At 43.9% G+C, this 23,825-nt stretch carries 20 protein-coding genes; 13 read left to right on the top strand and 7 right to left on the bottom strand.

Annotated features, from left to right (window positions below; translation table 11 throughout):
• Positions 1-660, top strand: a complete 660-nt coding sequence (locus tag AC1DCV_RS21875; protein WP_477025150.1) for a DUF2461 domain-containing protein — start codon at positions 1-3, stop codon at positions 658-660.
• Between the two features lie 224 nt (positions 661-884).
• Here the strand turns inward: AC1DCV_RS21875 and AC1DCV_RS21870 are convergent, their stop codons facing one another.
• Positions 885-1,103: a hypothetical protein gene (locus AC1DCV_RS21870; RefSeq protein ID WP_127042883.1), complete on the bottom strand. Its 219-nt coding sequence runs from the start codon at positions 1,101-1,103 to the stop codon at positions 885-887.
• A 350-nt stretch (positions 1,104-1,453) separates the two neighbouring features.
• Positions 1,454-2,443 carry an aspartate-semialdehyde dehydrogenase gene (locus AC1DCV_RS21865; protein ID WP_477025149.1) on the bottom strand — a complete coding sequence of 330 codons (990 nt, stop codon included), beginning with the start codon at positions 2,441-2,443 and terminating at the stop codon, positions 1,454-1,456.
• A 148-nt stretch (positions 2,444-2,591) separates the two neighbouring features.
• Between AC1DCV_RS21865 and AC1DCV_RS21860 the strand changes: the two genes are divergently transcribed.
• The 3 genes from AC1DCV_RS21860 to AC1DCV_RS21850 all read left to right on the top strand — a co-directional run bounded on the left by AC1DCV_RS21860 (position 2,592) and on the right by AC1DCV_RS21850 (position 6,991).
• Positions 2,592-4,298 (top strand): lamin tail domain-containing protein, encoded by a 1,707-nt coding sequence (locus tag AC1DCV_RS21860; RefSeq protein ID WP_477025148.1) that lies wholly within the window; start codon positions 2,592-2,594, stop codon positions 4,296-4,298.
• Between the two features lie 93 nt (positions 4,299-4,391).
• A complete protein-coding gene (locus tag AC1DCV_RS21855) occupies positions 4,392-5,060 on the top strand; it encodes a DUF5606 family protein (protein ID WP_477025147.1) in 669 nt (222 codons plus the stop codon).
• A 209-nt stretch (positions 5,061-5,269) separates the two neighbouring features.
• Complete coding sequence (locus AC1DCV_RS21850) at positions 5,270-6,991, top strand: M3 family oligoendopeptidase (RefSeq protein ID WP_477025146.1); 1,722 nt, start codon at positions 5,270-5,272, stop codon at positions 6,989-6,991.
• Between the two features lie 99 nt (positions 6,992-7,090).
• Here the strand turns inward: AC1DCV_RS21850 and AC1DCV_RS21845 are convergent, their stop codons facing one another.
• Together AC1DCV_RS21845 and AC1DCV_RS21840 are read right to left on the bottom strand one after the other, a co-directional pair.
• Positions 7,091-7,525, bottom strand: a complete 435-nt coding sequence (locus AC1DCV_RS21845; RefSeq protein WP_477025145.1) for a Fur family transcriptional regulator — start codon at positions 7,523-7,525, stop codon at positions 7,091-7,093.
• Between the two features lie 13 nt (positions 7,526-7,538).
• Positions 7,539-8,165 (bottom strand): SCO family protein, encoded by a 627-nt coding sequence (locus tag AC1DCV_RS21840; RefSeq protein WP_477025144.1) that lies wholly within the window; start codon positions 8,163-8,165, stop codon positions 7,539-7,541.
• A gap of 202 nt (positions 8,166-8,367) precedes the next feature.
• On the opposite strand from AC1DCV_RS21840, the gene AC1DCV_RS21835 reads away from it, so the two are divergent.
• The 3 genes from AC1DCV_RS21835 (at position 8,368) to AC1DCV_RS21825 (ending at position 12,595) form a co-directional block, all read left to right on the top strand.
• Entirely contained in the window at positions 8,368-8,769 is a 402-nt protein-coding gene (locus tag AC1DCV_RS21835; RefSeq protein WP_477025143.1) for a MerC domain-containing protein, read from the top strand.
• 45 nt (positions 8,770-8,814) lie between these two features.
• Positions 8,815-9,999 (top strand): GTP-binding protein, encoded by a 1,185-nt coding sequence (locus tag AC1DCV_RS21830; protein ID WP_477025142.1) that lies wholly within the window; start codon positions 8,815-8,817, stop codon positions 9,997-9,999.
• Positions 10,000-10,132: 133 nt separating this feature from the next.
• Positions 10,133-12,595 carry a TonB-dependent receptor gene (locus AC1DCV_RS21825; RefSeq protein ID WP_477025141.1) on the top strand — a complete coding sequence of 821 codons (2,463 nt, stop codon included), beginning with the start codon at positions 10,133-10,135 and terminating at the stop codon, positions 12,593-12,595.
• A gap of 6 nt (positions 12,596-12,601) precedes the next feature.
• On the opposite strand, the gene AC1DCV_RS21820 is transcribed toward AC1DCV_RS21825, so the two are convergent.
• From AC1DCV_RS21820 to AC1DCV_RS21810, 3 genes are all read right to left on the bottom strand, one after another.
• Complete coding sequence (locus AC1DCV_RS21820; RefSeq protein WP_477025140.1) at positions 12,602-13,273, bottom strand: hypothetical protein; 672 nt, start codon at positions 13,271-13,273, stop codon at positions 12,602-12,604.
• A 55-nt stretch (positions 13,274-13,328) separates the two neighbouring features.
• The gene (gene purN / locus AC1DCV_RS21815) at positions 13,329-13,898 is read right to left on the bottom strand and encodes a phosphoribosylglycinamide formyltransferase (RefSeq protein ID WP_477025139.1); all 570 of its coding nucleotides are present in this window, start codon (positions 13,896-13,898) and stop codon (positions 13,329-13,331) included.
• 123 nt (positions 13,899-14,021) lie between these two features.
• A complete protein-coding gene (locus AC1DCV_RS21810; protein ID WP_477025138.1) occupies positions 14,022-14,771 on the bottom strand; it encodes a copper resistance protein NlpE N-terminal domain-containing protein in 750 nt (249 codons plus the stop codon).
• A gap of 488 nt (positions 14,772-15,259) precedes the next feature.
• On the opposite strand from AC1DCV_RS21810, the gene AC1DCV_RS21805 reads away from it, so the two are divergent.
• From AC1DCV_RS21805 to AC1DCV_RS21780, 6 genes are all read left to right on the top strand, one after another.
• The gene (locus AC1DCV_RS21805; protein WP_477025286.1) at positions 15,260-16,495 is read left to right on the top strand and encodes a c-type cytochrome; all 1,236 of its coding nucleotides are present in this window, start codon (positions 15,260-15,262) and stop codon (positions 16,493-16,495) included.
• 69 nt (positions 16,496-16,564) lie between these two features.
• The gene (locus tag AC1DCV_RS21800) at positions 16,565-19,630 is read left to right on the top strand and encodes a TAT-variant-translocated molybdopterin oxidoreductase (protein WP_477025137.1); all 3,066 of its coding nucleotides are present in this window, start codon (positions 16,565-16,567) and stop codon (positions 19,628-19,630) included.
• A 116-nt stretch (positions 19,631-19,746) separates the two neighbouring features.
• Positions 19,747-21,183 (top strand): NrfD/PsrC family molybdoenzyme membrane anchor subunit, encoded by a 1,437-nt coding sequence (gene nrfD, locus AC1DCV_RS21795; protein WP_441572988.1) that lies wholly within the window; start codon positions 19,747-19,749, stop codon positions 21,181-21,183.
• Positions 21,184-21,231: 48 nt separating this feature from the next.
• On the top strand, positions 21,232-21,825 hold the full coding sequence (locus AC1DCV_RS21790; RefSeq protein ID WP_441572989.1) for a DUF3341 domain-containing protein: 594 nt from the start codon (positions 21,232-21,234) through the stop codon (positions 21,823-21,825).
• 83 nt (positions 21,826-21,908) lie between these two features.
• Entirely contained in the window at positions 21,909-22,514 is a 606-nt protein-coding gene (locus AC1DCV_RS21785; protein WP_441572990.1) for a c-type cytochrome, read from the top strand.
• Between the two features lie 44 nt (positions 22,515-22,558).
• Positions 22,559-23,764 carry a quinol:cytochrome C oxidoreductase gene (locus tag AC1DCV_RS21780; protein ID WP_441572991.1) on the top strand — a complete coding sequence of 402 codons (1,206 nt, stop codon included), beginning with the start codon at positions 22,559-22,561 and terminating at the stop codon, positions 23,762-23,764.
• Positions 23,765-23,825: the final 61 nt, after the last annotated feature.

The following is a 23,825-nucleotide window of genomic DNA, read 5'->3' as shown; positions in this document are numbered from 1 at the left end:
ATGTTGCAGCCGTCCACGTTAAAATTTCTGAAGTCTCTCAGGCTGAATAATAATAAAGTCTGGTTTGACGAACACAGAACCGAATATCAAACCGCAAAAGCTGATTTTGAAAGTATGGTACAGCAGCTCATTGATGGGCTGGCCAGGCAGGATGCCTCTCTGCAGGGTCTACAGGTAAAAGATTGTGTTTTTCGTATTTATAAGGATGTCCGGTTTTCGAAAGATAAAACGCCTTACAAAACAAATCTGGGTGCCTCTTTTCAGATAGGGGGCAAAAAATCGACCCTCGCGGGTTACTATTTTCAACTGGAACCAGGCGGAAATAGCTTTGCTGGTGGCGGCATTTGGATGCCAGCCGCTCCGGAGTTGAAAAAGATACGTCAGGAAATTGATTATAACTTCAAAGAGTTTGAACAACTCATTTCCAATAAAGAATTTATTAAGCATTTTGGGAAGGTAGAAGGAGATGCATTGAAAACAGCTCCGCAGGGGTATCAACCGGACAACCCGGCTATTGCTTATTTAAAGCTGAAAAGTGTGATTGTATCACATCCCTTTTCGGATGAAGCATGCACACAACCTACTATTGTAAAGGAAATTTTGAAAACATTTGCGCTGATGCAACCACTGTTGCAGTTCATTAACCGCGCCATGGATTGATAATAAGTAGTTTATTAGTTTATCAGATAAATAATTTGCATTAGTAGTTGCCAGTTACTAACATATAGATAGCGCCTGCGAACAACATCAGAAAAGCAAAGCCACAAACAATACCCAATACCCAAACCAGTAAATAGGCAAATGGCTCTCTGTTTTCCCCTGGCAACTTCATGTAAACTAACTATCTGATAAACTAATAAATAACTCTCCGGTTTAACCCAGAATTAATTTTTGTGAATGAGGAATTCGAACGGACGAGCTTTGCGATTCTTTAAAAGGTTTTCTTTGTCCGTACGCGCGTGGGCAAAACGTTGATTGTAAACATTGGCCACCTCAATAATAGGTATAATTCCATCTAATGTATCCTGCTGATCAACGATGTTCATGATCCGGGATACCTGTGAAGAGAAATTGGTGCTCCACTCTTCGGTGAACTTGTGCATTAACAGAAGTTCGCGATTGGTGTTGGTTTTCATAGGACTTAAGGGTGTTTTCTGATTAGAAAATAACGAAAAATACCGGCATCTCTAAAATTGGACTACTCTTCTTTTTCAAAGAGTTTTAGTTGGCATAGGATTATTACTACCAAAATTGGATTTTATCCGCCACAAATCAATACTACTTCCGTGTAATTTTTAAGGTTTTTGTGTTATCGTTTTATGAATCACGTAAAAAAGAGCAAGCGGTAACACGCTTGCTCTTAATGAGTTATAGATATATTTTCGTATAGTCATATACGGGAGCTGCATTTAAGGGTACAATAGGCCCTTAATTACATAGCACAACAGTATGATTACAGCCAGTTCTTACCGCTGAGGTATTCTGCAATCTGTACGGCGTTCGTAGCAGCACCTTTACGAAGGTTGTCTGCCACTATCCACATATTCACTGTTTTAGGCTGTGTTTCATCCCGGCGGATACGACCCACAAACACTTCGTCTTTGTCGTGCGCATCTTTAGGCATGGGGTATTGTGCCCTGGAAGGATCGTCTACAACTACTACTCCTGGCGTGTTTTCGAGGATCGCACGCAGTTCGGCCGCTTCATACTCATTTTCAAACTCAATGTTCACCGACTCACTATGACCTCCCATTACCGGAATACGTACAGTCGTAGCCGTTACCAGGATGCTGTCATCTCCCATAATCTTCTTGGTCTCATTTACCATCTTCATCTCTTCTTTCGTATAGCCGTTCTCGAGAAATACGTCTATCTGCGGAATAACATTCAGATCTATCTGGTAAGGATAAGCCATTTCACCGGTAATACCTTGTCTTTCATTCATTAACTGGGTTACCGCTTTAACACCGGTACCAGTTACTGACTGATAAGTAGACACTACTACCCTTTTAATTTTATATTTTTCGTGCAATGGTTTCAGTACCAGCACCATTTGAATAGTAGAACAGTTAGGATTGGCAATGATTTTATCTTCCCGGGTAATAGCATCACCATTTACTTCAGGGACTACCAGTTTTTTGGTGGGATCCATTCTCCAGGCACTGGAGTTGTCGATAACAGTAATACCTGCTGCTGCAAATTTAGGTGCCCACTCCAGAGAAGTACCACCACCGGCAGAAAAGATAGCCACATTAGGTTGCATGGAAATAGCCGTTTCAGCATTCACCACCTTCCAGGTCTTGCCCTTAAATGTTACTTCCTTACCAACGGACTTCTCAGAAGCCACGGGAATCAATTCAGTAACGGGAAAATTTCTTTCCGTTAACACCTGTAACATTTTTGAGCCTACCAGTCCGGTCGCTCCTACTACGGCAACTTTCATTTTGTTTTACATTTTAAATTTTGGAAGCCCAAAATTAATGTATAGCCCGCGCTTTTCATAGCACTAAGATTTTTTTTTACTGTTTGCATGGCATTAACAGTGCATAACATTCTGAATGCTAAGTTTGAGCGCCATAAAACCCAGTAATATGAAATTACCCGTTGTTTGTTCCCTCCTGCTGTTGCAGGCCCTTTCCGGTTTTACACAATCCCCCGGCAGATATGGGGTGATTATACATGAAATTATGCCCAAACCTTCTCCCGCGACCGGACTACCGCCTTATGAATATATAGAACTAAGAAATGTAAGTGGGGAGACGGTACAACTGAAAGACTGGCGACTCTCTGTCAATAAGCGGGAAGTGTTGCTCCCGCCCTTTTTGCTGCCCGCAGATAGCTTACTTGTGTTATGTACACCTGCTGCGGTAAATAGCTATAACATCCCCAATATCAGGGGAATAGACCGTTTTCCGGCACTGGCAGATGATAGCGCATTGATAGTGCTGTATGATCCGGCTAAAAGGGTAATACATGCAGTTGATTATCAACAGGGCTGGTATGGCAGCACTAAACCCAAGGGAGGTGTCAGTTTGGAAATGATCAACGCTGCCCTTCCCTGCAGTGGAAAAATAAACTGGCGCGCCTGTACAGCAGCAATGGGTGGTACTCCCGGCAAAACCAACGCAGTAGCCGCTATTACAACAGACAATACCCGACCTGATCTGCTTTTTGCTACCATTACAGACAGTATGCATGTGTTTCTGCAATTTAGCAAAACGCTGGACAGCGCACTGGCAGCAGATCCTGCGCGCTATCAACTCACAGGAGGAATAAAGGTAGCCACCAGTATGGTAAGTCCTCCTTTATTTACCAGTGTACAATTACAGCTATCTGCGCCTATTCATCCACAGCAGGATTATATATTAAGTACGGCTGGCCTGGCCGGTTGTTATGGTGAAGTTAGTGGAGTCAATACCAGTATCACATTGGGAATGCCGCAGCTGCCAGTGGCACAGGATGTGGTCATCAATGAAGTTTTGTTTTATCCGCCCCCGGGGGTACCTGAATTTATTGAGCTCTATAACCGCAGCCACAAAACCATAGAACTGGGGCAATTATATTTTTGTGCAAGAAAGGCAGATGGAAAATTCGAAACATTTAAAAAAATAGCAACGGCGGGCCGGTTGTTGATGCCAGGACAATTCCTGGCCATTACTACAGATGGCGCCCTCCTATGCAGCCATTACGTCTGCAAAGCCCCGGAAAACATACAGGAGGTAAGTAGTTTGCCGTCTATGCCTATGGCAGCAGGAAGAATCAGCTTACTAATGGCAGATAGTACCATTATAGATGAATTGCCTTATACAGATGGACAACATTTTCCTCTGGCGAGCGAGCTACAGGGCATTTCCCTGGAGCGTTTGCAATATGACCGCCCTTCTGCAAGCGGAGATAACTGGCATTCTGCGGCGGCTACTGCGGGTTATGCTACTCCTGGTGCACCCAATTCCCAGCGCTGGCCCGAAGCAGCAGATTCCCTGAATATTGTACTTGAGCCGGCGGCTTTTACGCCGGATCATGATGGAATAGATGACCTGATGAAAATTTCCTGGCAACTGCCCGCCCCTGGCTTTGTTGGTAATATTACGATCTATGATATACGAGGTAGGCCGGTTCGTTTTCTGGCCCGTAATATTTTAATGGGAAACAGTGGATATTTGCAATGGGATGGAATTGGTGAAAATGCAGTAGTTTTACCATCAGGTATTTATATATTTTTTATAGAGATATTTAATCTCAAAGGACTTGTGAAACGCTGGAAACGCACGGTAGTCATGGCACGAAAGTTGACCTGACCGATTCCCCCGTTGCAGGCTTTTTATGGGTCAAAAATAGCAGCGGTCAATCTATTATAATTATTTATATTTGCGCTTCCTAAAAATTTGAACATGCAGTACAGAGAAATTGTTGCAGTAACCGGATTGGGCGGTTTGTTTCAGTTAGTAGCCAGCAAACAAGATGGCGCCATCGTAAGGTCACTGGAAGATAAAAGTACAAGGTTTGTATCTTCCCGCGTGCATAATTTTACTCCACTGGAAAGTATTGAAGTATTCACTACCGGCGAAAACGTAAACCTGGCTGAAGTATTTAAAGCCATGGATGAAAAAGCAGCGACATTCCCACCTGCAGCAGGTAAAGCAGATAACAATGCTATCAAAGCTTATTTCAAAAACGTATTCCCTGAATTCGATGAAGACAGAGTGTATGTGAGTGATATGAAGAAAATGGTGAAATGGTTCGGTATCCTCAAAGCAAACGATCTGTTGAAATTTGAAGAGATCCTGGCCGAAGGTGAAGTAGAAGAAGTGGTAGAAGAAACCGCTGCTCCTGAGAAAAAGAAGAAAGCCGCTCCTGCCGCTCCTGAAGCAGCAGAAGTAGCAACAGAAGAAAAGCCTAAAAAGGCACGTGCTAAAAAGGCTGAAAAAGAAGAAGGCGAAGAAGGTGCTGAAGAAAAAGCGCCTAAAAAAGCCAAAGCTAAGAAAGATGACGCGCCGGCAGCAGAAGGTGAAGAACCTAAAAAAGTTGCAAAGCCACGCAAGAAGAAAACAGAAGAATAGTAAGAAAGCATAAAGCAGAAGGCAAAAAGCATAAAGCTATTATAGCGAATGACCAGAGCGATTGTTTATCCGCTTTACTCATTCGCTATAATAGCTTTATGCTTTTTGCCTTTCGCTCTTTTTTAACGATTCTTTTAATCAGATCCTATCGGCATTCGCACAAAAATCCCTAAATTTCTACATTCGAAAATTCAAAAATATTTGATAGCATGGATAATTTAAGTGCAGATATAAAAAAACTACCCCGTCAATTTCTCCCGGAAGATTTTCAGGTAACGACCTGGGATGGCCTGCAGCCCTACTTCGAAACCCTGCAGCAAAGACCCATTAATAGTGTGGCTGACCTGGAAAAGTGGCTGAAAGATATGAGCGAACTGGAAGCTGTTATCAGCGAAGATGCCTGCTGGCGCCAGATCCGCATGACCTGCGACACCAACAGCAAAGAGCTGGAAGAAGCATTTACCTACTTCTGCATGGAAATTCAGCCTAAACTGCAACCATACGCAGATGCACTCAACAAAAAACTTCTGGAAAGCCCTTTCCGTAAAGAACTCGACCAGGACCTCTATAAAACCTATCTCCGTAATGTAGAGAAACAGGTAAAATTATTCAGGGCGGAAAATATTCCCATTCAGGCAGAGCTAAGCGTAATGGCGCAGCAATACGGCGTTATTGCCGGTAAAATGAGCATTACGGTGAAAGACCAGGAATATACTCTGCAGCAAGCCGCAAAATTCCTGGAAAACAGTGACCGCGCCTTGAGGGAAGAAGTATTCACTAAAACGGCTACACGCCGTTTGGCAGATAAACAGGCACTGGATGAATTATATACCGGTCTCATACTAAAACGTGACCAGGTAGCCAGGAACGCAGGCTTCGCCAATTATCGTGACTATAAGTTTGAAGAACTGGGTCGCTTTGATTATACCAAGGAAGACGCCTTTCAGTTTCATGCTGCTATCAAAGCACACATTGTTCCGTTGGTGCAGCAAATCCTCGAAGCGCAAAAGGAAAAATTGCAACTGGATACATTAAAGCCATGGGATACGGATGCAGAACCTGTAGGCGTAAAACCACTGGAGCCATTCCGTACCGGAGATGAACTGGTGAATAAAGCCATCGAAACCTTTGACGAACTGGGTCCCTTCTTTGGTAATTGTCTTCGTGTAATGAAACAAATGGGGCGCCTGGATCTGGAAAGCCGCAAAGGCAAAGCACCCGGAGGTTATAATTGTCCGTTGGCAGAAACCGGTGTGCCTTTTATTTTTATGAATGCTGCCGGCCAGATGAAAGATCTTACGACTATGGTGCATGAAGGTGGCCATGCGGTACATTCTTTCCTGAGCCATCATCTGTCACTCAGTTCTTTCAAGGAGTACCCGATGGAAATAGCGGAAGTAGCCAGCATGAGCATGGAGCTGTTTACAATGGACTACTGGAATATTTTCTTTGATGATGCCGCCCAACTCCGTCGTGCGCGCCTGCAACAACTGGAACGTGCGATTACCATATTCCCATGGATTGCTACCATCGATAAATTCCAGCATTGGATCTATGAGCATCCGCAACATACGGTAGCAGAACGCACTGATAAATGGTTGGAAATTCTGAACGAGTTCTCCCCTGCAATTGTGGACTGGACAGGGCATGAAGACTACCGCGCCATTACCTGGCAAAAACAACTCCACCTGTTTGAAGTACCATTCTATTATATCGAATACGGTATTGCGCAACTGGGCGCCATTGCTATGTGGAAACAATTCAAGGAAAACAAAACGCAGGCATTGGATAATTACGTACAGGCGTTGAGTTTAGGTAATACCAAAACATTACCCGAATTGTATAAGGCAGCAGGAATTAAATTTGATTTCTCTCCGGCATATGTGAAAGAGTTAGCCGATTTCGTGAAGGCGGAAATAGAAAAGTTATAGTATCAGGCTAAAATTAAAAAGCCACTGCAGTAAATGATCCGCGGGCATATTCCCGCTCAGAGCATTTGCTTCAGTGGCTTTTTGCTTTCAGGCTTAAGCTCATTTGCATCCTTTACATACCCCACTCACCACTACTTCGACATTATGCATAGCATAACCTTTGGGAAGATGTATCTGCGGTACGTCTGTGTCATCTAAACAAATCGTATTGCCACACTCCTCACATTTGAAATGAATATGGTGATCATGGTGATCATGCTCAGAACATTCCGACTTGCATACTGCGTAGCGTACGGAAGTATCTGTAGTCGGTATTTTATGAATGATGCCTTTATCCAGGAATGTTTGTAAAGTACGGTAAACCGTAACGCGGTCAAATGATTTGCCCGCCAGTTTTTCGAAATCGCTATGTTCCAGTGCTCCGTTGCTTTTCATAAACAGCTCCAGGATCTTGGTCCTGGTTTCTGTTACACTTAGCTTACTATCACGTAAGAGACTGCCGATTCGTTCTGTTATTTGTTGCTTGGTGCCCATGATGAAAAAAAATTTATTCTTCCATTAAACGGTCTATGTCTGTAATCAGCTTATCCACATCTTGCTGTTTGGTGCCTTCATATAAACCGCGTATCTGTCCGGTTTTATCTACCAGCGCAAACCACTGTGTATGTACAAAGTCCTCTTCTCCGGTATAAACGCCATCATCTACCAGGTAGGCTTGTCTGGCCATACGATAGATTTGTTTTTTATCACCGGTAAGGAACCACCAGTTTTTTGCGTCCGCACCATGTTTAGCAGCATATGCCTTCAATACAGGCACACTGTCATGATCCGGATCTACGGTGTGTGACAGGATCAGAAAATTTGATTTGTCTTTATATTTTGCATACACCTTTTCCATATTGGCATTCATCTTCGGACAAATACCTGTGCAGGTGGTAAAAAAGAACTCTGATACATAAATTTTGCCTGCCACATCTGCCTTTGCTTTTGTGTTTCCATTTTGATCTATAAAGGAAAATCCAGGCACTGTATGTCCGGGTGCTCCCAGTATCGGCAATTTTTCTTTTCCTATAAAAGAGCCTGTCTGATCCTTAATAACATAGGCCGAGTAGGCGAGAAAACCCGCGCTCAGCACCACAAAAAACGTAATGAGTATAATAGCTTTCTTCGACATAGGTATAATCCCCTGTTTTATTCAATATACAAAGGTAGCATATGTTTAACAGATGCCCAGCAGTGTATCCTTTCTCTTCTTTTTTTAACACGATTGCAACATTTTATAGTTGACGATTTAAATTATCTGATTAAGTGCCTAAATTTAATTTGCAACATTGTTGCAAATTTATGTAGTTTTGTCGGAATAGAAAAACGGGGACATGGAAGATAATATTTTGAAGCGGATGAGCCTGGATACAATCGGAATTGGGGCTTCTCTGGCCTGCGCGGTGCATTGTGCCTTACTACCATTACTAATCACTGTGTTACCTCTCCTGGGATCGCATATCCTGGAGAATGAAAAGCTGGAGTATGGCCTGTTGTCTTTTTCTTTCGTAGTAGGTTGCCTGTCGCTTGGGCGGGGATATTTCCGGCATCACCGGCGCATTGCTCCACTATTGATATTTGCTGCGGGTTTTGCGCTGCTTTTGGGAGGGCACTTCGGTATTGCCGGTGGGTATTGGGAACCTGTGGTGATTTTCATCGGAGCAGCGGGTGTAACGGGAGCGCATATATTAAATCTGCGACGCTGTAAGCAATGTGTTGTTCATAAACACCAGTAGTATCAGCGGCCATAATATCGCTTATCGCAATATAATAAATCACATATGGAAAAATTACCTGTTACGGTGCTGAGTGGCTTTCTCGGCGCGGGGAAGACTACTTTGCTTAATCATGTGCTGCATAACCGCGAAAATTTACGTGTAGCCGTTATTGTTAATGACATGAGCGAAGTGAATATTGATGCGCAGTTGGTGAGAAATGAAAACACACTTCACAAAACCGAAGAACGATTGGTGGAGATGAGTAACGGCTGCATCTGTTGCACATTACGGGAAGATTTGCTGAAGGAAGTAGCTACCCTGGCAGCGGAAAAACGCTTCGATTATTTGCTGATTGAATCTACCGGCATATCGGAACCAATACCGGTTGCACAAACCTTCTGCTACCAGGATGAGGCCAATGGCATTGATCTAAGCACAGTGAGCCAGCTGGATACGATGGTGACCGTGGTAGATGCTTTCAATTTTATCAGCGATTATGGGAGCATTGAACAGTTACATGCAAAAGGCCTGACAGAGGATGCTACAGATCAACGCACTATCGTTAACCTGTTAACAGACCAGGTAGAATTTGCCAATGTAATTGTGTTAAATAAGTGCGACCTGGCAAGTAAAGAGAAACTGGGGAATCTGAAGGCAGTACTGCGTAAACTCAATGCTAATGCAAAGATCATTGAAGCCGTAAAAGGACAGATACCCTTGAAAGAAATATTGCATACGGGTTTGTTTGATTTCGACACCACCTCGCAGAGTGCCGGCTGGCAGGCGGAACTGGACAATGAACATACTCCCGAAACAGAAGAATATGGCATCTCTTCATTTGTTTACCGCAGCAGGAAACCCTTTCATCCACAGCGCTTCTGGCAATATATCAATGAAAACTGGCCCGGTAATGTGATTCGGAGTAAAGGATTATTCTGGCTGGCATCCCGCCCGGATATTGCGGTAAACTGGAGTCAGGCGGGCGGTTCCCTGCGCGCTGAAAAAGCAGGCTACTGGTGGTGTGCTATTCCCCGTAAGCAATGGCAACTGGATCGCGAAACCTATGAACTCATCACCAATCGCTGGGACGAACGCTTTGCCGATCGCTATAATGAACTGGTAATCATAGGCCAGGAGCTATCCGTGCACGACATGATCATGGATCTGGATAGCTGCTTGTGCACAGAAGCAGAGATTAAAAACTTTAAGGAAGGTTACGTTTTTAAAGATCCTTTTCCTGATATTTAGGTTAGTCTAAAAAATAATTAAGACAAGTATAAAAATAGAATATAGTTTTGTTGAAAATTACAGCTCGGAAGTGTAATAATTGTTACTATCCTGAAATCCCTGTCTGTACTAAAAACCTACATTTTTTACACCCATGAAACATTTATCTGTATTACTTTTTTTACTATTTCTTACAACACTAACATATGCACAACAAGGCACACTTAAAGGAACGGTTACCAATAAGGATCGTAAGCCAGTACAATTTGCCAATATTGCTATAAAGGACTTGCATACAGGCGCAACAGCCGATCAGCAGGGCCTTTTCAATATTAAAAATATTACGCCCGGGTCCTATGACATCAAAATTTCAATGGTAGGTTATCAACCTGTTATGCTCAGGAAAACAATTGTAGCAGGACAAACCACCATGATGAACATCTCTCTGGAAGAAGATTTATCAAAACTCAATGAAGTAGTGGTGACCGGTGTTTCCCGCGCTACCGCAGTTCGTAAAAACCCTATACCTATTGCTGTTATAGGCAAAAGAGAAATGAACATGAATGTGAATAATAACATCATTGATGCTATTATTAAAGGAGTGCCCGGAGTGAGCGCAGTAACTACCGGGCCTAACATTTCCAAACCGTTTATTCGTGGCTTAGGATATAATCGCGTACTCACTTTGTTTGACGGTGTACGACAGGAAGGGCAGCAATGGGGCGATGAGCATGGTATTGAAATAGATCAATATGGCATCTCCCGTGCGGAGGTGGTGAAAGGGCCTGCCAGTCTTACTTACGGTTCCGATGCCCTGGCAGGAGTAATCAATATGATTCCTGATATCCCCGAACTCACCCCCGGAAAATTACAGGGAAGCTTTCTCACAGATTATCATAGTAACAATGGTATGATTGGTTCTTCCTTAGGCCTGGCCTACGGAAGTAACGACTGGAAATATGTAGTTAGGGCTACTGCCAAAGCAGCCCATAATTATCAGAATAAAATAGACGGATACGTGTATGGTACGGCCTTCCGGGAGTACAATCTTACCGGCCTGGCAAGGGTAGATAAAGCCTGGGGCCACTCACAATTTGGCGCTACATTGTATGATAATACCCAGGAAATTCCGGATGGCAGCAGGGATTCACTTACACGTAAATTTACGAAGCAGGTAAAAGACGATGATGATATAAAAAACAGGCCACTGGTGCCGGAAGGAGACCTGCGTTCTTATACTATCAATCCGCTGCATCAGCGTATACAACATTATCGGGTGTATAACCATACGAAGTGGAATGTGGGTAATGGAGATATCAATGCCATGTTGGGAGCACAGCAAAGTATCCGGCGAGAATACAATCACCCGGAAATGCCTGCGCAGCCAGGATTGTACGTAGTGCTCAATACTCTCAACTACGATGTACGTTATAATTTACCGGTCATGGATGGCATTGAAACAACCGTAGGTGTAAATGGTATGTATCAGTCCAACAAAAGTAAAAACGGTACTGATTTTCCTATTCCCGATTATAATCTGTTTGACATAGGTGCATTCTTTTTTGCAAAAAAATCTTTCGGTAAAGTAGATGTATCCGGAGGGATTCGTTATGATAGTCGTAGTATCCGCTGGAATGATTTTTATGTAGGACCTAATAATAAGAATGGATTTGAGCAGCATGTATCATTACCGGATACTGCCGGTGCACACCTGCAGTTTCCGCAGTTCAATCATCGCTACACGGGCATATCCGGCAGCGTGGGAGCTACCTGGAATATCAGCGAACGCATACTGGTGAAAGCCAATGTTGCCCGAGGTTACAGGGCGCCTAATATTACGGAAATTGGTTCCAATGGCCTTGATCCGGGCGCACATATTGTATACCTGGGGAACCGCGGTTTCAAGCCGGAGTTTAGTTTACAGGAAGACATCGGCATACAGGCATGGTTACCGGATGCTGATATCAGTGTAGAACTGTTTAATAATAATATTGAAAATTATATCTATCAGGCAAAACTATACGATAATACGGGCAATCCTGTAGTGATAGTGCCAGGCAATGCTACCTATAGCTATCAGCAATCGGCAGCCAGATTATATGGTGCTGAAGTAAGTGTGAATCTTCATCCCCGCGACATAAAATGGTTGACCATGAATAACAGTGTTGCCTACACGCAGGGGCGCAATGGCAACAAGGAGTTGATTCGTACACATGGAGACGAGGCACGGTATCTTCCTTTTATACCTCCAACGCATATACGTAGTGAATTAAAAGCCACCACGCAGCGTAATCATGGTATGTTTTCAAAAACATATGTCCGCGTGGAAGCCGATATGATAGCTGATCAGCCGCATTTCTATGGCGTAGATGATACGGAAACATTTACACCAGGATATACTCTTTTTAACGCGGGGGCCGGTACTGGCATCGTTAATAAAAAGGGTAGAACAGTCTGTGAAATATTCCTGCAACTGGATAATATATGGAACGTTGCTTACCAGGCCAATATGAACAGGTTGAAATATTTTGAGTATTACAACTCCTCTCCTAATGGTCACCTGGGGATTTATAATATGGGAAGAAATTTCAGCGCTAAAGTAATCGTACCTTTTTAGGTACGGTTACCACAGCTTGAGGCCCATTTTTATACCTATCTGCAAACTGGGCAATACACTCACCATTCTGCCATTATTCAGGGATAAGGTATTGTTGTCGAAGTGGTAAGTATTGTAGTGATATATTTTACTGCGGATACCCACGCCGATAAACGGATCCAGGATGAAACGGTCTTTCTTGAATTGCCGGCCTATTAAAAGTTGCAGTCCTATTACACTTTTATCGCCGGAGTCTGTATAGGTGGCGTTCTGGAAAGTATTATCGATGTTAGGGTAGAAAACCTTTTTGAAGAAGATCACCGGCTCAAAATAGGTGCCTGCTGCTCTGGCCGGCGCCATATCCCTTGAAATAAGATAGAGGCGTGCGCCTATGCGGAAGCCGAGTCCACGGCCGTCTACAAATTGTTCCGTACTGATGTCCGGCTTTTTTTGCCCGATATCAATTTTTTTGGCCAATACGTAATCCGGATAATCTGTATAAATACCACTGATACCAATTTCGAGACTGAAATTATCGGATACCTCCTGTTCAAGGGAGATGTCGAGTTCATTTATCAATGTGGCAGGATTGACCTTGAGGTAGGTATTTCTGCTCCCCTGCTTTTTTTTTGCTTCCTGTGCAAAAGATGCTAGGGTGAGCAAACAGGATAACCATAGTAATAGCAGTGTCTTTTTCATACAGTTGTAAGGGTTAGACTGGCTTTTAGGACCTTATTCCTGGCGTGTCTCAGTTTTAAAAATCAGACAATAATCGTTCCACAATTACCGGAAACCATTGGTGCTCCAAGGCTTGCACCTTTTGTGCTACAGTTACAGGGGTGTCTTCCGGTGTAACGATACAACGTTCCTGCAGGATCGTTTCTCCGTCATCATATTTTTCATTCACATAGTGGATCGTAATACCGCTTTCTTTTTCACCTGCTGCCACTACTGCTTCATGCACGAAGTGACCATACATACCTTTGCCACCATATTTAGGTAATAATGCCGGATGTATATTAATGATACGGTTAGGAAACGCCTGTACCAGGTTAGCGGGTATTTTCCATAAAAAACCTGCTAACACCACAAGATCTGTTTGTTGTTCCTTTAATAACTGTACGTATTTATCTGAATGGAAAAATGATTCCTTTTCTATTAAAATACTCGGAATACCTTCACGTTCGGCAATTTGTAAAACACCTGCCCCCGCTTTATTGCAAACAATGAGGGAAACCCTGCCCTTGTCTGAGTGTCTGAGATGATCTATAATTTTCTGCGCGTTGCTACCTGCACCCGAAGCGAATATGGCGATATTTTTCAACTAAGTCTGTTTTAAAGATGTAAAATTACGAATTACGAATTAAGAATTACGGATTTGTGGGGAGATAGTAAACGTGTAAATCTCCCCACAAATCCGTAATTCTTAATTCGTAATTCATAATTTTTACTTCAGGTATTCTCCGCAGCCCTGATAGGTTTTGTCTTTTATCTGTACCTGCACTGAGTTGGGGCGCATCAGGCCACTCATATCATCTGAGCACATACTGTTCCGGATGCTTACAGTGATACCAGGGGTAGTATATACTTTGAGGGTATCTGTATCGGGACGGGCGGGTGGCAGTGATGCCTGTACGCTGTCGCCGTTCATGGTGTGGAAACTAATCTTCTTGTTATCAAGGTCCAGGTTCCAGCCAGGTTCATTGCCATTGGCGGTAAACCGGATGCCGGACTTCAACTTTTCAGCGAGGAGTGTTCTGCGGTCGCCTCCTTCTACAGGTTTCAATATATAATTACTGGCCAGCACTCCTTCAATACGTTTTCCTTTGGTATCCAGGAGTAGTAGTTTGCCTTCGGTGGCCAGGAAGGAGCTGCTGTCTGTTTTCTTTTGGAGCATCACTGTGGAATCAGAAGTTTGTTTCCATGTGCCGGTTTGCACGGAGGCTACTCCTTGTCCCCTCCCCTGGTATGCCACCAGCTCACTGAAGGTATGGTCATCGTACAGGCTTACCTGGTAGTCCATGCCGGGGCAGTCGGCGCAGGGCAGGGTACCCTGGTAGGTGCCGGTTATATGTGTCGCTTTCGGGGTGCCGGATGCGGTATTTTGTAAGGTACTGTCCGTCTGATGGGTGGTGGGATTATTATTGCAGGCCGCAATGGCAGCCAGCAGAACAGGGAGTATTACGCTTTTTTTCATGGGAACGATTTTTTGGTAGCAGATTGAACATTCTGGTTCGCTGGCAGGTTATTATGGTAAAAATAGCAACTCTCGTAGAAATTAATTGCGCTGACAGATAATATATTATATTGTGTAAGGAAGGATATAGGGGACCACTATCTGATTTTCATCTGCATCTATTATAATTATATCCCCGCAAACCTTGCCCCATGTTATGATGTAGACGAGCCTCCACAGAGGAATCGAACTTTCAATCAAAATAATAAGTTCTGAAAGGATATATTCGGTATTTTGTTTAAATAGGCCAGCAGCAAGACTTACAGCTYAATCATTGTTCAAAAAAMAGGCTTCAAAAGGCATTCTATAAGACAATAATTTTTTTTAATTGTTGGTAAATTGTCAACATTCTGTCTTATTTTTGCTGGCACTTTTAAGAAACTTTAGGTCAAATCTAAACTATATAGGCTGTGTATCGTCGTGTTTCCATTCTTTTGCGCAAGCATTTTGTGAGTGTGCTTATTCTATGCGCTAGTATAGTAATTCCGTTTTCTTCAGTTAAGGCTGCGGATTCAGCGAAGGGTAAAGCATTATTCCAAACAAACTGCGCTTCATGCCATAATGTCCATAAGAAGCTGACAGGTCCTGCATTAGCGGGAGTAGATGGTCGCTGGGCTGATAAGAAATTATTGCACCAGTGGATCCATAACTCTGCTTCAGTACTTGCTACAGGGGACAAATATGCTAATGATCTCTTCAACGAGTTCAATAAGACAGCGATGACTTCTTTTCCTCAGTTATCAAATGAGGACATCGACGACATCCTGGCTTATATCAAAGTTGAGGAAGTTAAAACACCAGGTGGTGCGAAGACTACAGGTGATGAACCTGCGCCTGCTGGAGCAGATAAAGGCAATGACAACAGTTTACTGTTTGGTATCATTACCCTGATTCTCGCAGTAGTAGCGCTGATCCTGATGCAGATCAACAGCAATCTGAATAAGCTGGCTGGTGATAAAGAAGGCGTACCAACACCGGATCCTGTTCCTTTCTACAAAAACAAAGCTTACCTGGCACTCATTATCCTCGTGCTCTTCATGGTAGGTGGCTACTTAACTATTCAGGGAGCGGTAGGCCTGGGTCGTCAAAAAGACTACATGCCGGAACAACCGATCTTCTACAGCCATAAAGTGCATGCGGGTATCAACCAGATCAACTGTTTGTACTGCCACGCCGGTGCTGAGAAAAGTAAGCATGCTATGATTCCTTCTGAAAATATCTGTATGAACTGTCACAAGGCCATTAAGGAATACTCCGGTCCTGAGCTGACAAATGCAGAAGGTAAGAAGATCAATGGTACTGCCGAAATCGCAAAATTATACGATTATGTAGGCTGGGATCCTGAAGCTGGTAAATATACCAAGCCAGGCAGACCTATCGAATGGACTAAAATCCATAACCTGCCTGACCACGTTTACTTTAACCACTCTCAACACGTGGTTGCTGGTCAGCAACAATGTCAAACCTGCCACGGTGCCATTACAGAAATGGACGAAGTACACCAGTTTGCTGATCTCTCTATGGGATGGTGCATCAACTGTCACCGTACTACGAAAGTGCAGTTCGCTGACAACAACTATTACAGCATCTTCGAAAAGCTTCATCAGGATATTAAAGATAAGAAGATCGATAGTGTAACAGTTGAAATGGTAGGTGGTACTGAATGTCAAAAATGTCACTACTAGGATGGATTTAGAGAGATTTCTCTCAGATCAGAAGATATCAAATTTATAAACGTAACTCGTTAATATAACATGGAGCAAAAAAAGTATTGGAAAGGCTTGGAGGAGTTGCACAATACCGATGCGCATCAGGAAATTGTGAAGAACGAATTCAGTGAAGAACTGCCGTTCGAGAGTGAAGGCCTGTTGAATGCTACTACCCCCCGCAGGGATTTTCTTAAATATCTCGGTTTTACCACCGCTGCTGCCGCTATCGCTGCCAGCTGTGAAACACCAGTTAAGAAAGCTATTCCGTATGTAAACAAGCCGGAAGAAATTACCCCGGGCGTAGCCAATTATTATGCTTCTTCCTATTCTATTGATGGTGAATATGTACCGGTTGTGGTGAAAACCCGCGAAGGTCGCCCTATCAAAATGGAAGGGAATACTTTATCATCTATCACACAGGGGGCTACCTCTGCCAAAGTACAGGGCGCTGTACTTAGCCTGTATGATACTGCCCGTCTCCGTTTCCCATCTATTGCAGGTACGGAAACAACCTGGGCGGAACTGGATAAACAAGTAGGTGCAGCACTGGCCGGATTAGGCGGTGCTCCTGTTGTTTTATTAAGTTCCACTTTACTCAGCCCTTCTACCAAAAAAGTAATCGGGGAGTTCCTGGGAAAATATCCTAACTCACGTCATGTAGTATACGATGCGGTTTCTTACGCTGGTATGCTGCAGGCAAACGAAGCTTCCTACGGAAAAAGAGTGATCCCTTCTTACCACTTTGAAAATGCCAAAGTGATCGTAAGTCTGGCTGCCGATTTCCTCGGAACCTGGTTAAACCCGGTTGAATACTCCCGCCAGTTTGCACAAACACGTAAGATCGATGCCAAGAAACCGGAAATGTCCAAACACTTCCATTTCGAAAGCAACATGAGTCTGACTGGTGCAAATGCGGATGAAAGATATACACACAAGCCTTCTGAAACTGGTGCAATCGCACTGGCACTGCTGGCAGCAGTAGGTGGTAGCGTAACTGCTCCTGCTATTGCTGACAAACGTGTAGCAGATGGTATCAAAAAAGCAGCGGAAGCACTGAAAGCTAATACCGGTAAAGCACTGGTAGTAAGTGGTTCCAATGATGTGAATGTACAAACGATCGTAAACGCTATCAATAACATTGTTGGCGCTAACGGTACTACCATCGATTTTGCTTCTCCTTCCAACTACCGTCAGGGTAGCGATAGCGATATGGCGAAACTGGTAAGCGACATGAACGCAGGTAGCATTGGTGCGGTACTGGTTTATGGTGCTAACCCGGCATATGACTACTTCGAAGCTTCCAAATTTGTAGATGGTCTGAAGAAAGTGAAAGTAGCCGTTTCCTTCAACGAAAGAAACGATGAAACCACTGAACTGTGTAAATATGTTGCTCCTGATCATCACTTCCTCGAAAGCTGGAATGATGCAGAAGGCAGAACAGGCTACTACAGCTTCGCACAGCCTACTATCCTCCCACTGTTCAAAACACGCGCTATTCAGGATACTTTCCTCACCTGGTCTGGTAACACAGCTACCTGGGCGGACTACCTGAAAAATGAGTGGATCACCAAACTGGGTGGACAGGAAGGATGGGATAAAGCATTACAGGATGGTGTTGTTGAACCAGCTACTGCTCCTGCTTTAGGTGGTGCTTCCTTCGCCGGCGACATTGCCGGTGCTGCAGGCAAAATCAATAGTGCTAAGAAAGGTGGTAAACTGGAACTGGTGCTCTACGAAAAAGTAGCGATCGGTAACGGTAAACTGGCTAATAACCCATGGTTACAGGAAATGCCGGATCCTATCACCCGCGCTACCTGGGACAACTACGCTTGTGTATCCAACACACTGGCAAAAACTTTCTCTACTCAATTAGGTGATGATTACGAAATCAACGCTGAAAAGAAAGTACTGAAAATTAAAACCAACGGTAAAGAACTCGAATTACCACTCCTGATCGTTCCTGGTATTCACCCTGACGTAATCGCTATCGCAGTAGGTTACGGTCGTGGTGCAAACGTAGGAAGAGCAGCAGCTGGTATCGGTAAAAATGCTTATCCGCTGGTGAGCTACAACGGTCAAACTTTCGACTACTTCACTACAGATGCAACTGTTGAAGCGACCGGTGCTAAATATGCAATTGGCTTAACACAAACACATAATAGCTACGAAGGTCGTCCTATCGTTAAGGAAACTACGCTGGAAGAGTTTATCCACAACCCTAAAGAGGTAAACGAAGACAGACTGGAACTGAAGAAATTTGGTCCTGACTTCCGTAAGGATGCTACCCTGTATCCTAACTACAGCTACCCTGGTATCAAATGGGGCATGTCTATCGATCTGAACACCTGTTTCGGTTGTGGTGCATGTACGATCGCCTGCCAGGCAGAAAACAACGTTTCTGTTGTAGGTAAAGATGAAGTGGTGAAAGCGCATGAAATGCACTGGATCCGTATCGATCGTTACTTCAGCGGTGATGAAAACAATCCGGAAGTAGTGTTCCAACCAATGCTGTGTCAGCATTGCGATAACGCTCCTTGCGAAAACGTTTGTCCTGTAGGTGCTACCAACCACAGTTCTGAAGGTATTAACCAGATGGCTTATAACCGTTGTATCGGTACCCGTTACTGCGCTAATAACTGTCCTTATAAAGTACGTCGCCTGAACTGGAGAGACTGGAATGGTGCTGACAGCTTTGAAAATAACCTGTACGATGTAGCTGATATGAACGATAACCTCACCCGTATGGTACTGAACCCTGATGTAGTGGTTCGTAGCCGTGGTGTGATGGAAAAATGTTCCTTCTGCGTACAGCGTCTGCAGGAAGCTAAACTGGATGCGAAGAAAGCTGGTCACCCATTGAAAGATGGAGCTGCTAAAACCGCCTGCCAGCAAGCTTGTGGTGCTGATGCCATCGTATTTGGTAACATCAACGACAAAAACAGCGAAATCTATAAGATCCGCAACGAAATGCAGACAGACAGGTTATACTATGTGTTGGAAGAAACACACGTACTGCCTTCTATCAGCTACCTGGCTAAGATCAGAAACAAGGATGCCGCTCCTAAAGCAGAAAAAGAGCCTGCTCATAAGGAAGAAGCGCATCACGCGTAATAGATCTTAACAGTAAATCGTTAGGAGATAAAGACAGAAAGAAGTTACAGAATCTGAGATCATAACAAAAGACAAGGGCTAGTAGCTAGAAGCTAGCAGCTAAAAGCTTATAGAATATGCATTTAAAATACGAATCCACACTGAGAGAACCTTTAGTAGACGGGGTTAAGGATTATCACCAGGTAACGGAAGATATCATTAGTCCCATTGAAGGGAAGCCTGGAACACTGTGGTATGTAGGCTTTTTTATATCCCTGACACTGTTGGGCTTCGGCGCATTTTCAGTGTTCTGGCAGATCTATTTCGGTGTCGGAGTATGGAATCTGAATAAAACCATCGGTTGGGGTTGGGATATTACCAACTTCGTATGGTGGGTAGGTATTGGTCACGCCGGTACCCTGATTTCCGCCATCCTCCTCCTGTTCCGCCAGGGCTGGCGTACAGGGGTAAACCGTGCAGCAGAAGCGATGACTATCTTCGCGGTAATGTGCGCCGGTCAGTTCCCGATCATTCACATGGGTCGTGTATGGATGGCATTCTTCATCCTGCCTTACCCTAACACCCGCGGTCCGGTATGGGTTAACTTTAACTCTCCGCTCCTCTGGGACGTATTTGCGATCTCTACTTACTTTACCGTATCACTGTTATTCTGGTACTCAGGTTTATTACCGGATTTCGCTACGGTTCGTGACAGAGCTAAAACTAAATTGCGCAAGTTATTATATGGTGTAGCAGCATTCGGCTGGACCGGTTCTACGAAACACTGGCAACGTCATGAAGCACTGTCGCTGGTATTAGCAGGTTTATCTACTCCACTGGTACTGTCTGTACACACCATTGTATCTTTTGACTTTGCGACTTCTGTAATTCCTGGTTGGCATACTACCATCTTCCCTCCCTACTTCGTAGCGGGTGCGATCTTCTCCGGATTTGCGATGGTACAAACACTGCTGATCATTACACGTAAAATATTACACCTGGAAGAATACATCACCCTTGGACACATGGAAGCCATGAACAAGGTAATTGTATTAACCGGTTCCGTAGTAGGTTGCGCTTATCTGACTGAGTTATTCATGGCATGGTATGGTGCTAACCCTTACGAATTCGATACCTTCTTTAAATATCGTGCAGCTGGTCCATTAGGCTGGTCTTACTGGATCATGATGACCTGTAACGTAATCACTCCGCAGGTGTTCTGGTTCCGTAAAATGAGAAGAAATGTTGCCGTGACTTTTGTTATGTCAATCATTGTGAACATCGGTATGTGGTTTGAGCGTTTCGTCATCATCTGTACTTCACTGTACCGCGATTACCTGCCATCCAGCTGGGCTTACTATCGTCCGTCCTGGCCTGAAGTAGGTTTCTACATGGGTACTTTCGGTCTGTTCTTTACCTGCTTCTTCCTGTTTGCTAAATACTTCCCGGTAATTGCAGTAGCTGAGATCAAGGCTATCCTGAAGACTTCCGGTGAGAACTACAAAGAGAAAATGGAAGTTTACGAAGAAGAGAGCGCTGAGAAATTTGCACACGATGTAGCTCACGCTCACTAATAGACGAATTAAGAGAACTAATTACCTGGAATTTGAATTTTTAAATATATGGCTGTTAAAAAATTTGTTGTAGGCTTGTTTGACGATGAGGCAGTGTTGTTTCCGGCAGTAAAGAAAGTACGCACTGCAGGTTACAAATTGCACGATGTATATACTCCTTTTCCTATTCACGGCCTMGATCATGCAATGGGTTTAAGAGAAACCAGTCTGCACACAGCCGGTTTCATATATGGTATCACTGGTACTACTACCGCATTATCCTTCATGAGTTGGGTATTCAACGTAGACTGGCCGCTGAACATTGGTGGTAAGCCACATTTCCCGTTGCCTGCTTTTATTCCCATCACTTTTGAGCTGACCGTATTATTTGCGGCAGTGGGTATGGTGATGACTTTCTGTTACCTCTGTCAACTGATGCCAGGTGTGAAAAAACACATCTTCCATCCGAGACAAACAGATGATAAGTTTGTAATGGTGATAGAACTGACAGAAAAAACGAATGCAGAAGAAGTGAAAAGCTTCCTCGCCGCTGCAGGTGCAAAGGATATCAATGAGCAAAAGGCTGAAGCAGGATGGTGGTTCGGAAGGTATGATAAGGACGATGAGCCTTATCTCCGTAAGATTCAGACCGCAAACGCTTAATTATACTAACAGCTAAAACATACCGTTGCGACATTAGGATTTGAGCAAGCAAGAACTAATGAAAGCTAGATAAATAATTTCTGATGAAAAGGACTTCCAACATATTGATTGTAGCCGCATTGGCAACTGGAGCTTTCCTGGCAGCCTGTAACAGAGGGGAGCATAACAGAAAGCCCGGCAGGATTTATATGCCAGACATGTATGAATCCCGTGCGTATGAGTTTTATAGTGCTCGTTTGTCAGGCCTGAAGCCAGTGGAAGGAACAGTAAAAAGAGGTGAACTTTTGCCATACCATCTGAAAGAATCAGATACGGCACTGGCTAATCTGGTGAAAAATCCATTAACTATTACGCCAACTGATCTTAAAGAAGGCGAACGTTTATTTAATATCTACTGCGGTATCTGCCATGGTACAGCTTTAGATGGTAATGGTCCTTTGTACAAAGGTGGTGATGGACCTTATCCTGCCGCTCCTGCTAACCTGGTTGCCGGTGCAAAATCCGGTTACACGGAAGGCCGCCTGTTTCACGTGATGACGTATGGTTATAACATGATGGGTAGCTACGCCAGCCAGCTGGACAGAGAACAGCGCTGGAAGATTGCTGCCTATATCAAGAGCAAACAGCCAGGTGCTGCCGCCCCGTCTGAAGCTCCTGCTAAAGATAGTAGCGCAATTGCAGCTAAATAAATGAGTTAAAACTGAATTTCAATCAAGTATTTTAATATACAGTAATGAAAGACCAATTTGTAGTACCGGCAAGATTAAAAAAGACCAGCTTCGTGTTAATGGGCGTGGGCTTGCTGACGTTATTGATCGGATTAATTGCGTTTCAAGGTGAGAACGCCACACGGTTTTGGGCCGGTCTGTTGCAAAACAGCAGCTTCTTTTTGCTGATTACATTGGCGAGCACCTTCTTTATAGCTGCTACTACCCTGGCACATGGTGGCTGGCAGATCGCTTTTCGCCGTGTACCTGAAGCTATTTCAATGGCAGTACCAGTATTAGCTGCCATCTTATTTGTGATCGTAATGATCCTCGTATTCGGAGGAAAAGAAGATATCTACCACTGGGTGAATGCTCACCACGTGGCAGAAGATAAAATCCTTACCTGGAAATCTGCTTTCCTGAACAAAGGATTTTTCACCGTAGCTACCATTCTTACACTGGGCCTCTGGATATTCTTTACCCTGAAGCTCCGTAAAATGTCTATCGAAGAAGATGGATGGGATCTGCGTCCTGAAACTGGCCGTAAATTACTCTGGAGAAATACCGTTGTATGCGGTGGCTTCCTGGTAGTTTTCACCCTCAGCGTTGGTTCTACCACTCCATGGGTATGGTTAATGAGCATCGATGCACATTGGTTCTCTACCATGTATAGCTGGTACACTTTCGCCAGCACCTGGGTATCCGGTCTGTCCCTGATAGCACTGTTCGTTGTATATCTCAAGAAACATGGTTATCTCACATATGTAACAGAAGAACACCTGCATGACTTAGGTAAATTCATGTTTGCATTCAGTATCTTCTGGACTTACCTCTGGTTCTCTCAGTATATGCTGATCTGGTACGCCAACATGCCGGAAGAAACTGAATACTTCCAGCCACGTGTTTGGGGCCAGTGGAGACCAATTTTCTTCCTGAACCTCCTGATCAACTTTGTAACGCCGTTACTGTTCCTGATGAAAAGGGACACCAAACGTAATTATACTGCCGTTGTATTCATCGCTATCGTGATCATCTTCGGTCACTGGCTGGATTTCTGGCAGATGGTTTATCCAGGTACTGTTAAACACCTGGTATTCCCCTGGTATGAATTCGGACTTGGACTTGGTTTCGTGGGACTGATCATTTTCCTGGTATCCAATCAGCTTACCAAAGCTTCACTGGTTCCAAAGAATCATCCTTACCTGAAAGAAAGTATCATTCATCACACCTAATAGGTGATCAAGGAGATTAGGCAATAGAAAAGCATTAGATAACTTAATTATTTCATATAGC

The sequence above is a fragment of the Chitinophaga sp. 10T418 genome, from assembly GCF_056394125.1.
Note: the sequence above shows the minus strand (reverse complement) of the source record. Positions and strands in the feature narration are given on the sequence as shown.

Coding starts and splice junctions, on each gene's coding strand:
- AC1DCV_RS21785 (WP_441572990.1), top strand. CDS start 21,909: ATGAAAAGGACTTCCAACATATTGATTGTAGCCGCATTGGCAACTGGA.
- AC1DCV_RS21860 (WP_477025148.1), top strand. CDS start 2,592: ATGAAATTACCCGTTGTTTGTTCCCTCCTGCTGTTGCAGGCCCTTTCC.
- nrfD (WP_441572988.1), top strand. CDS start 19,747: ATGCATTTAAAATACGAATCCACACTGAGAGAACCTTTAGTAGACGGG.
- AC1DCV_RS21825 (WP_477025141.1), top strand. CDS start 10,133: ATGAAACATTTATCTGTATTACTTTTTTTACTATTTCTTACAACACTA.
- AC1DCV_RS21865 (WP_477025149.1), bottom strand. CDS start 2,443: ATGAAAGTTGCCGTAGTAGGAGCGACCGGACTGGTAGGCTCAAAAATG.
- AC1DCV_RS21855 (WP_477025147.1), top strand. CDS start 4,392: ATGCAGTACAGAGAAATTGTTGCAGTAACCGGATTGGGCGGTTTGTTT.
- AC1DCV_RS21780 (WP_441572991.1), top strand. CDS start 22,559: ATGAAAGACCAATTTGTAGTACCGGCAAGATTAAAAAAGACCAGCTTC.
- AC1DCV_RS21875 (WP_477025150.1), top strand. CDS start 1: ATGTTGCAGCCGTCCACGTTAAAATTTCTGAAGTCTCTCAGGCTGAAT.
- AC1DCV_RS21820 (WP_477025140.1), bottom strand. CDS start 13,273: ATGAAAAAGACACTGCTATTACTATGGTTATCCTGTTTGCTCACCCTA.
- AC1DCV_RS21835 (WP_477025143.1), top strand. CDS start 8,368: ATGGAAGATAATATTTTGAAGCGGATGAGCCTGGATACAATCGGAATT.
- AC1DCV_RS21830 (WP_477025142.1), top strand. CDS start 8,815: ATGGAAAAATTACCTGTTACGGTGCTGAGTGGCTTTCTCGGCGCGGGG.
- AC1DCV_RS21800 (WP_477025137.1), top strand. CDS start 16,565: ATGGAGCAAAAAAAGTATTGGAAAGGCTTGGAGGAGTTGCACAATACC.
- AC1DCV_RS21840 (WP_477025144.1), bottom strand. CDS start 8,165: ATGTCGAAGAAAGCTATTATACTCATTACGTTTTTTGTGGTGCTGAGC.
- AC1DCV_RS21850 (WP_477025146.1), top strand. CDS start 5,270: ATGGATAATTTAAGTGCAGATATAAAAAAACTACCCCGTCAATTTCTC.
- AC1DCV_RS21845 (WP_477025145.1), bottom strand. CDS start 7,525: ATGGGCACCAAGCAACAAATAACAGAACGAATCGGCAGTCTCTTACGT.
- AC1DCV_RS21870 (WP_127042883.1), bottom strand. CDS start 1,103: ATGCACAAGTTCACCGAAGAGTGGAGCACCAATTTCTCTTCACAGGTA.
- AC1DCV_RS21810 (WP_477025138.1), bottom strand. CDS start 14,771: ATGAAAAAAAGCGTAATACTCCCTGTTCTGCTGGCTGCCATTGCGGCC.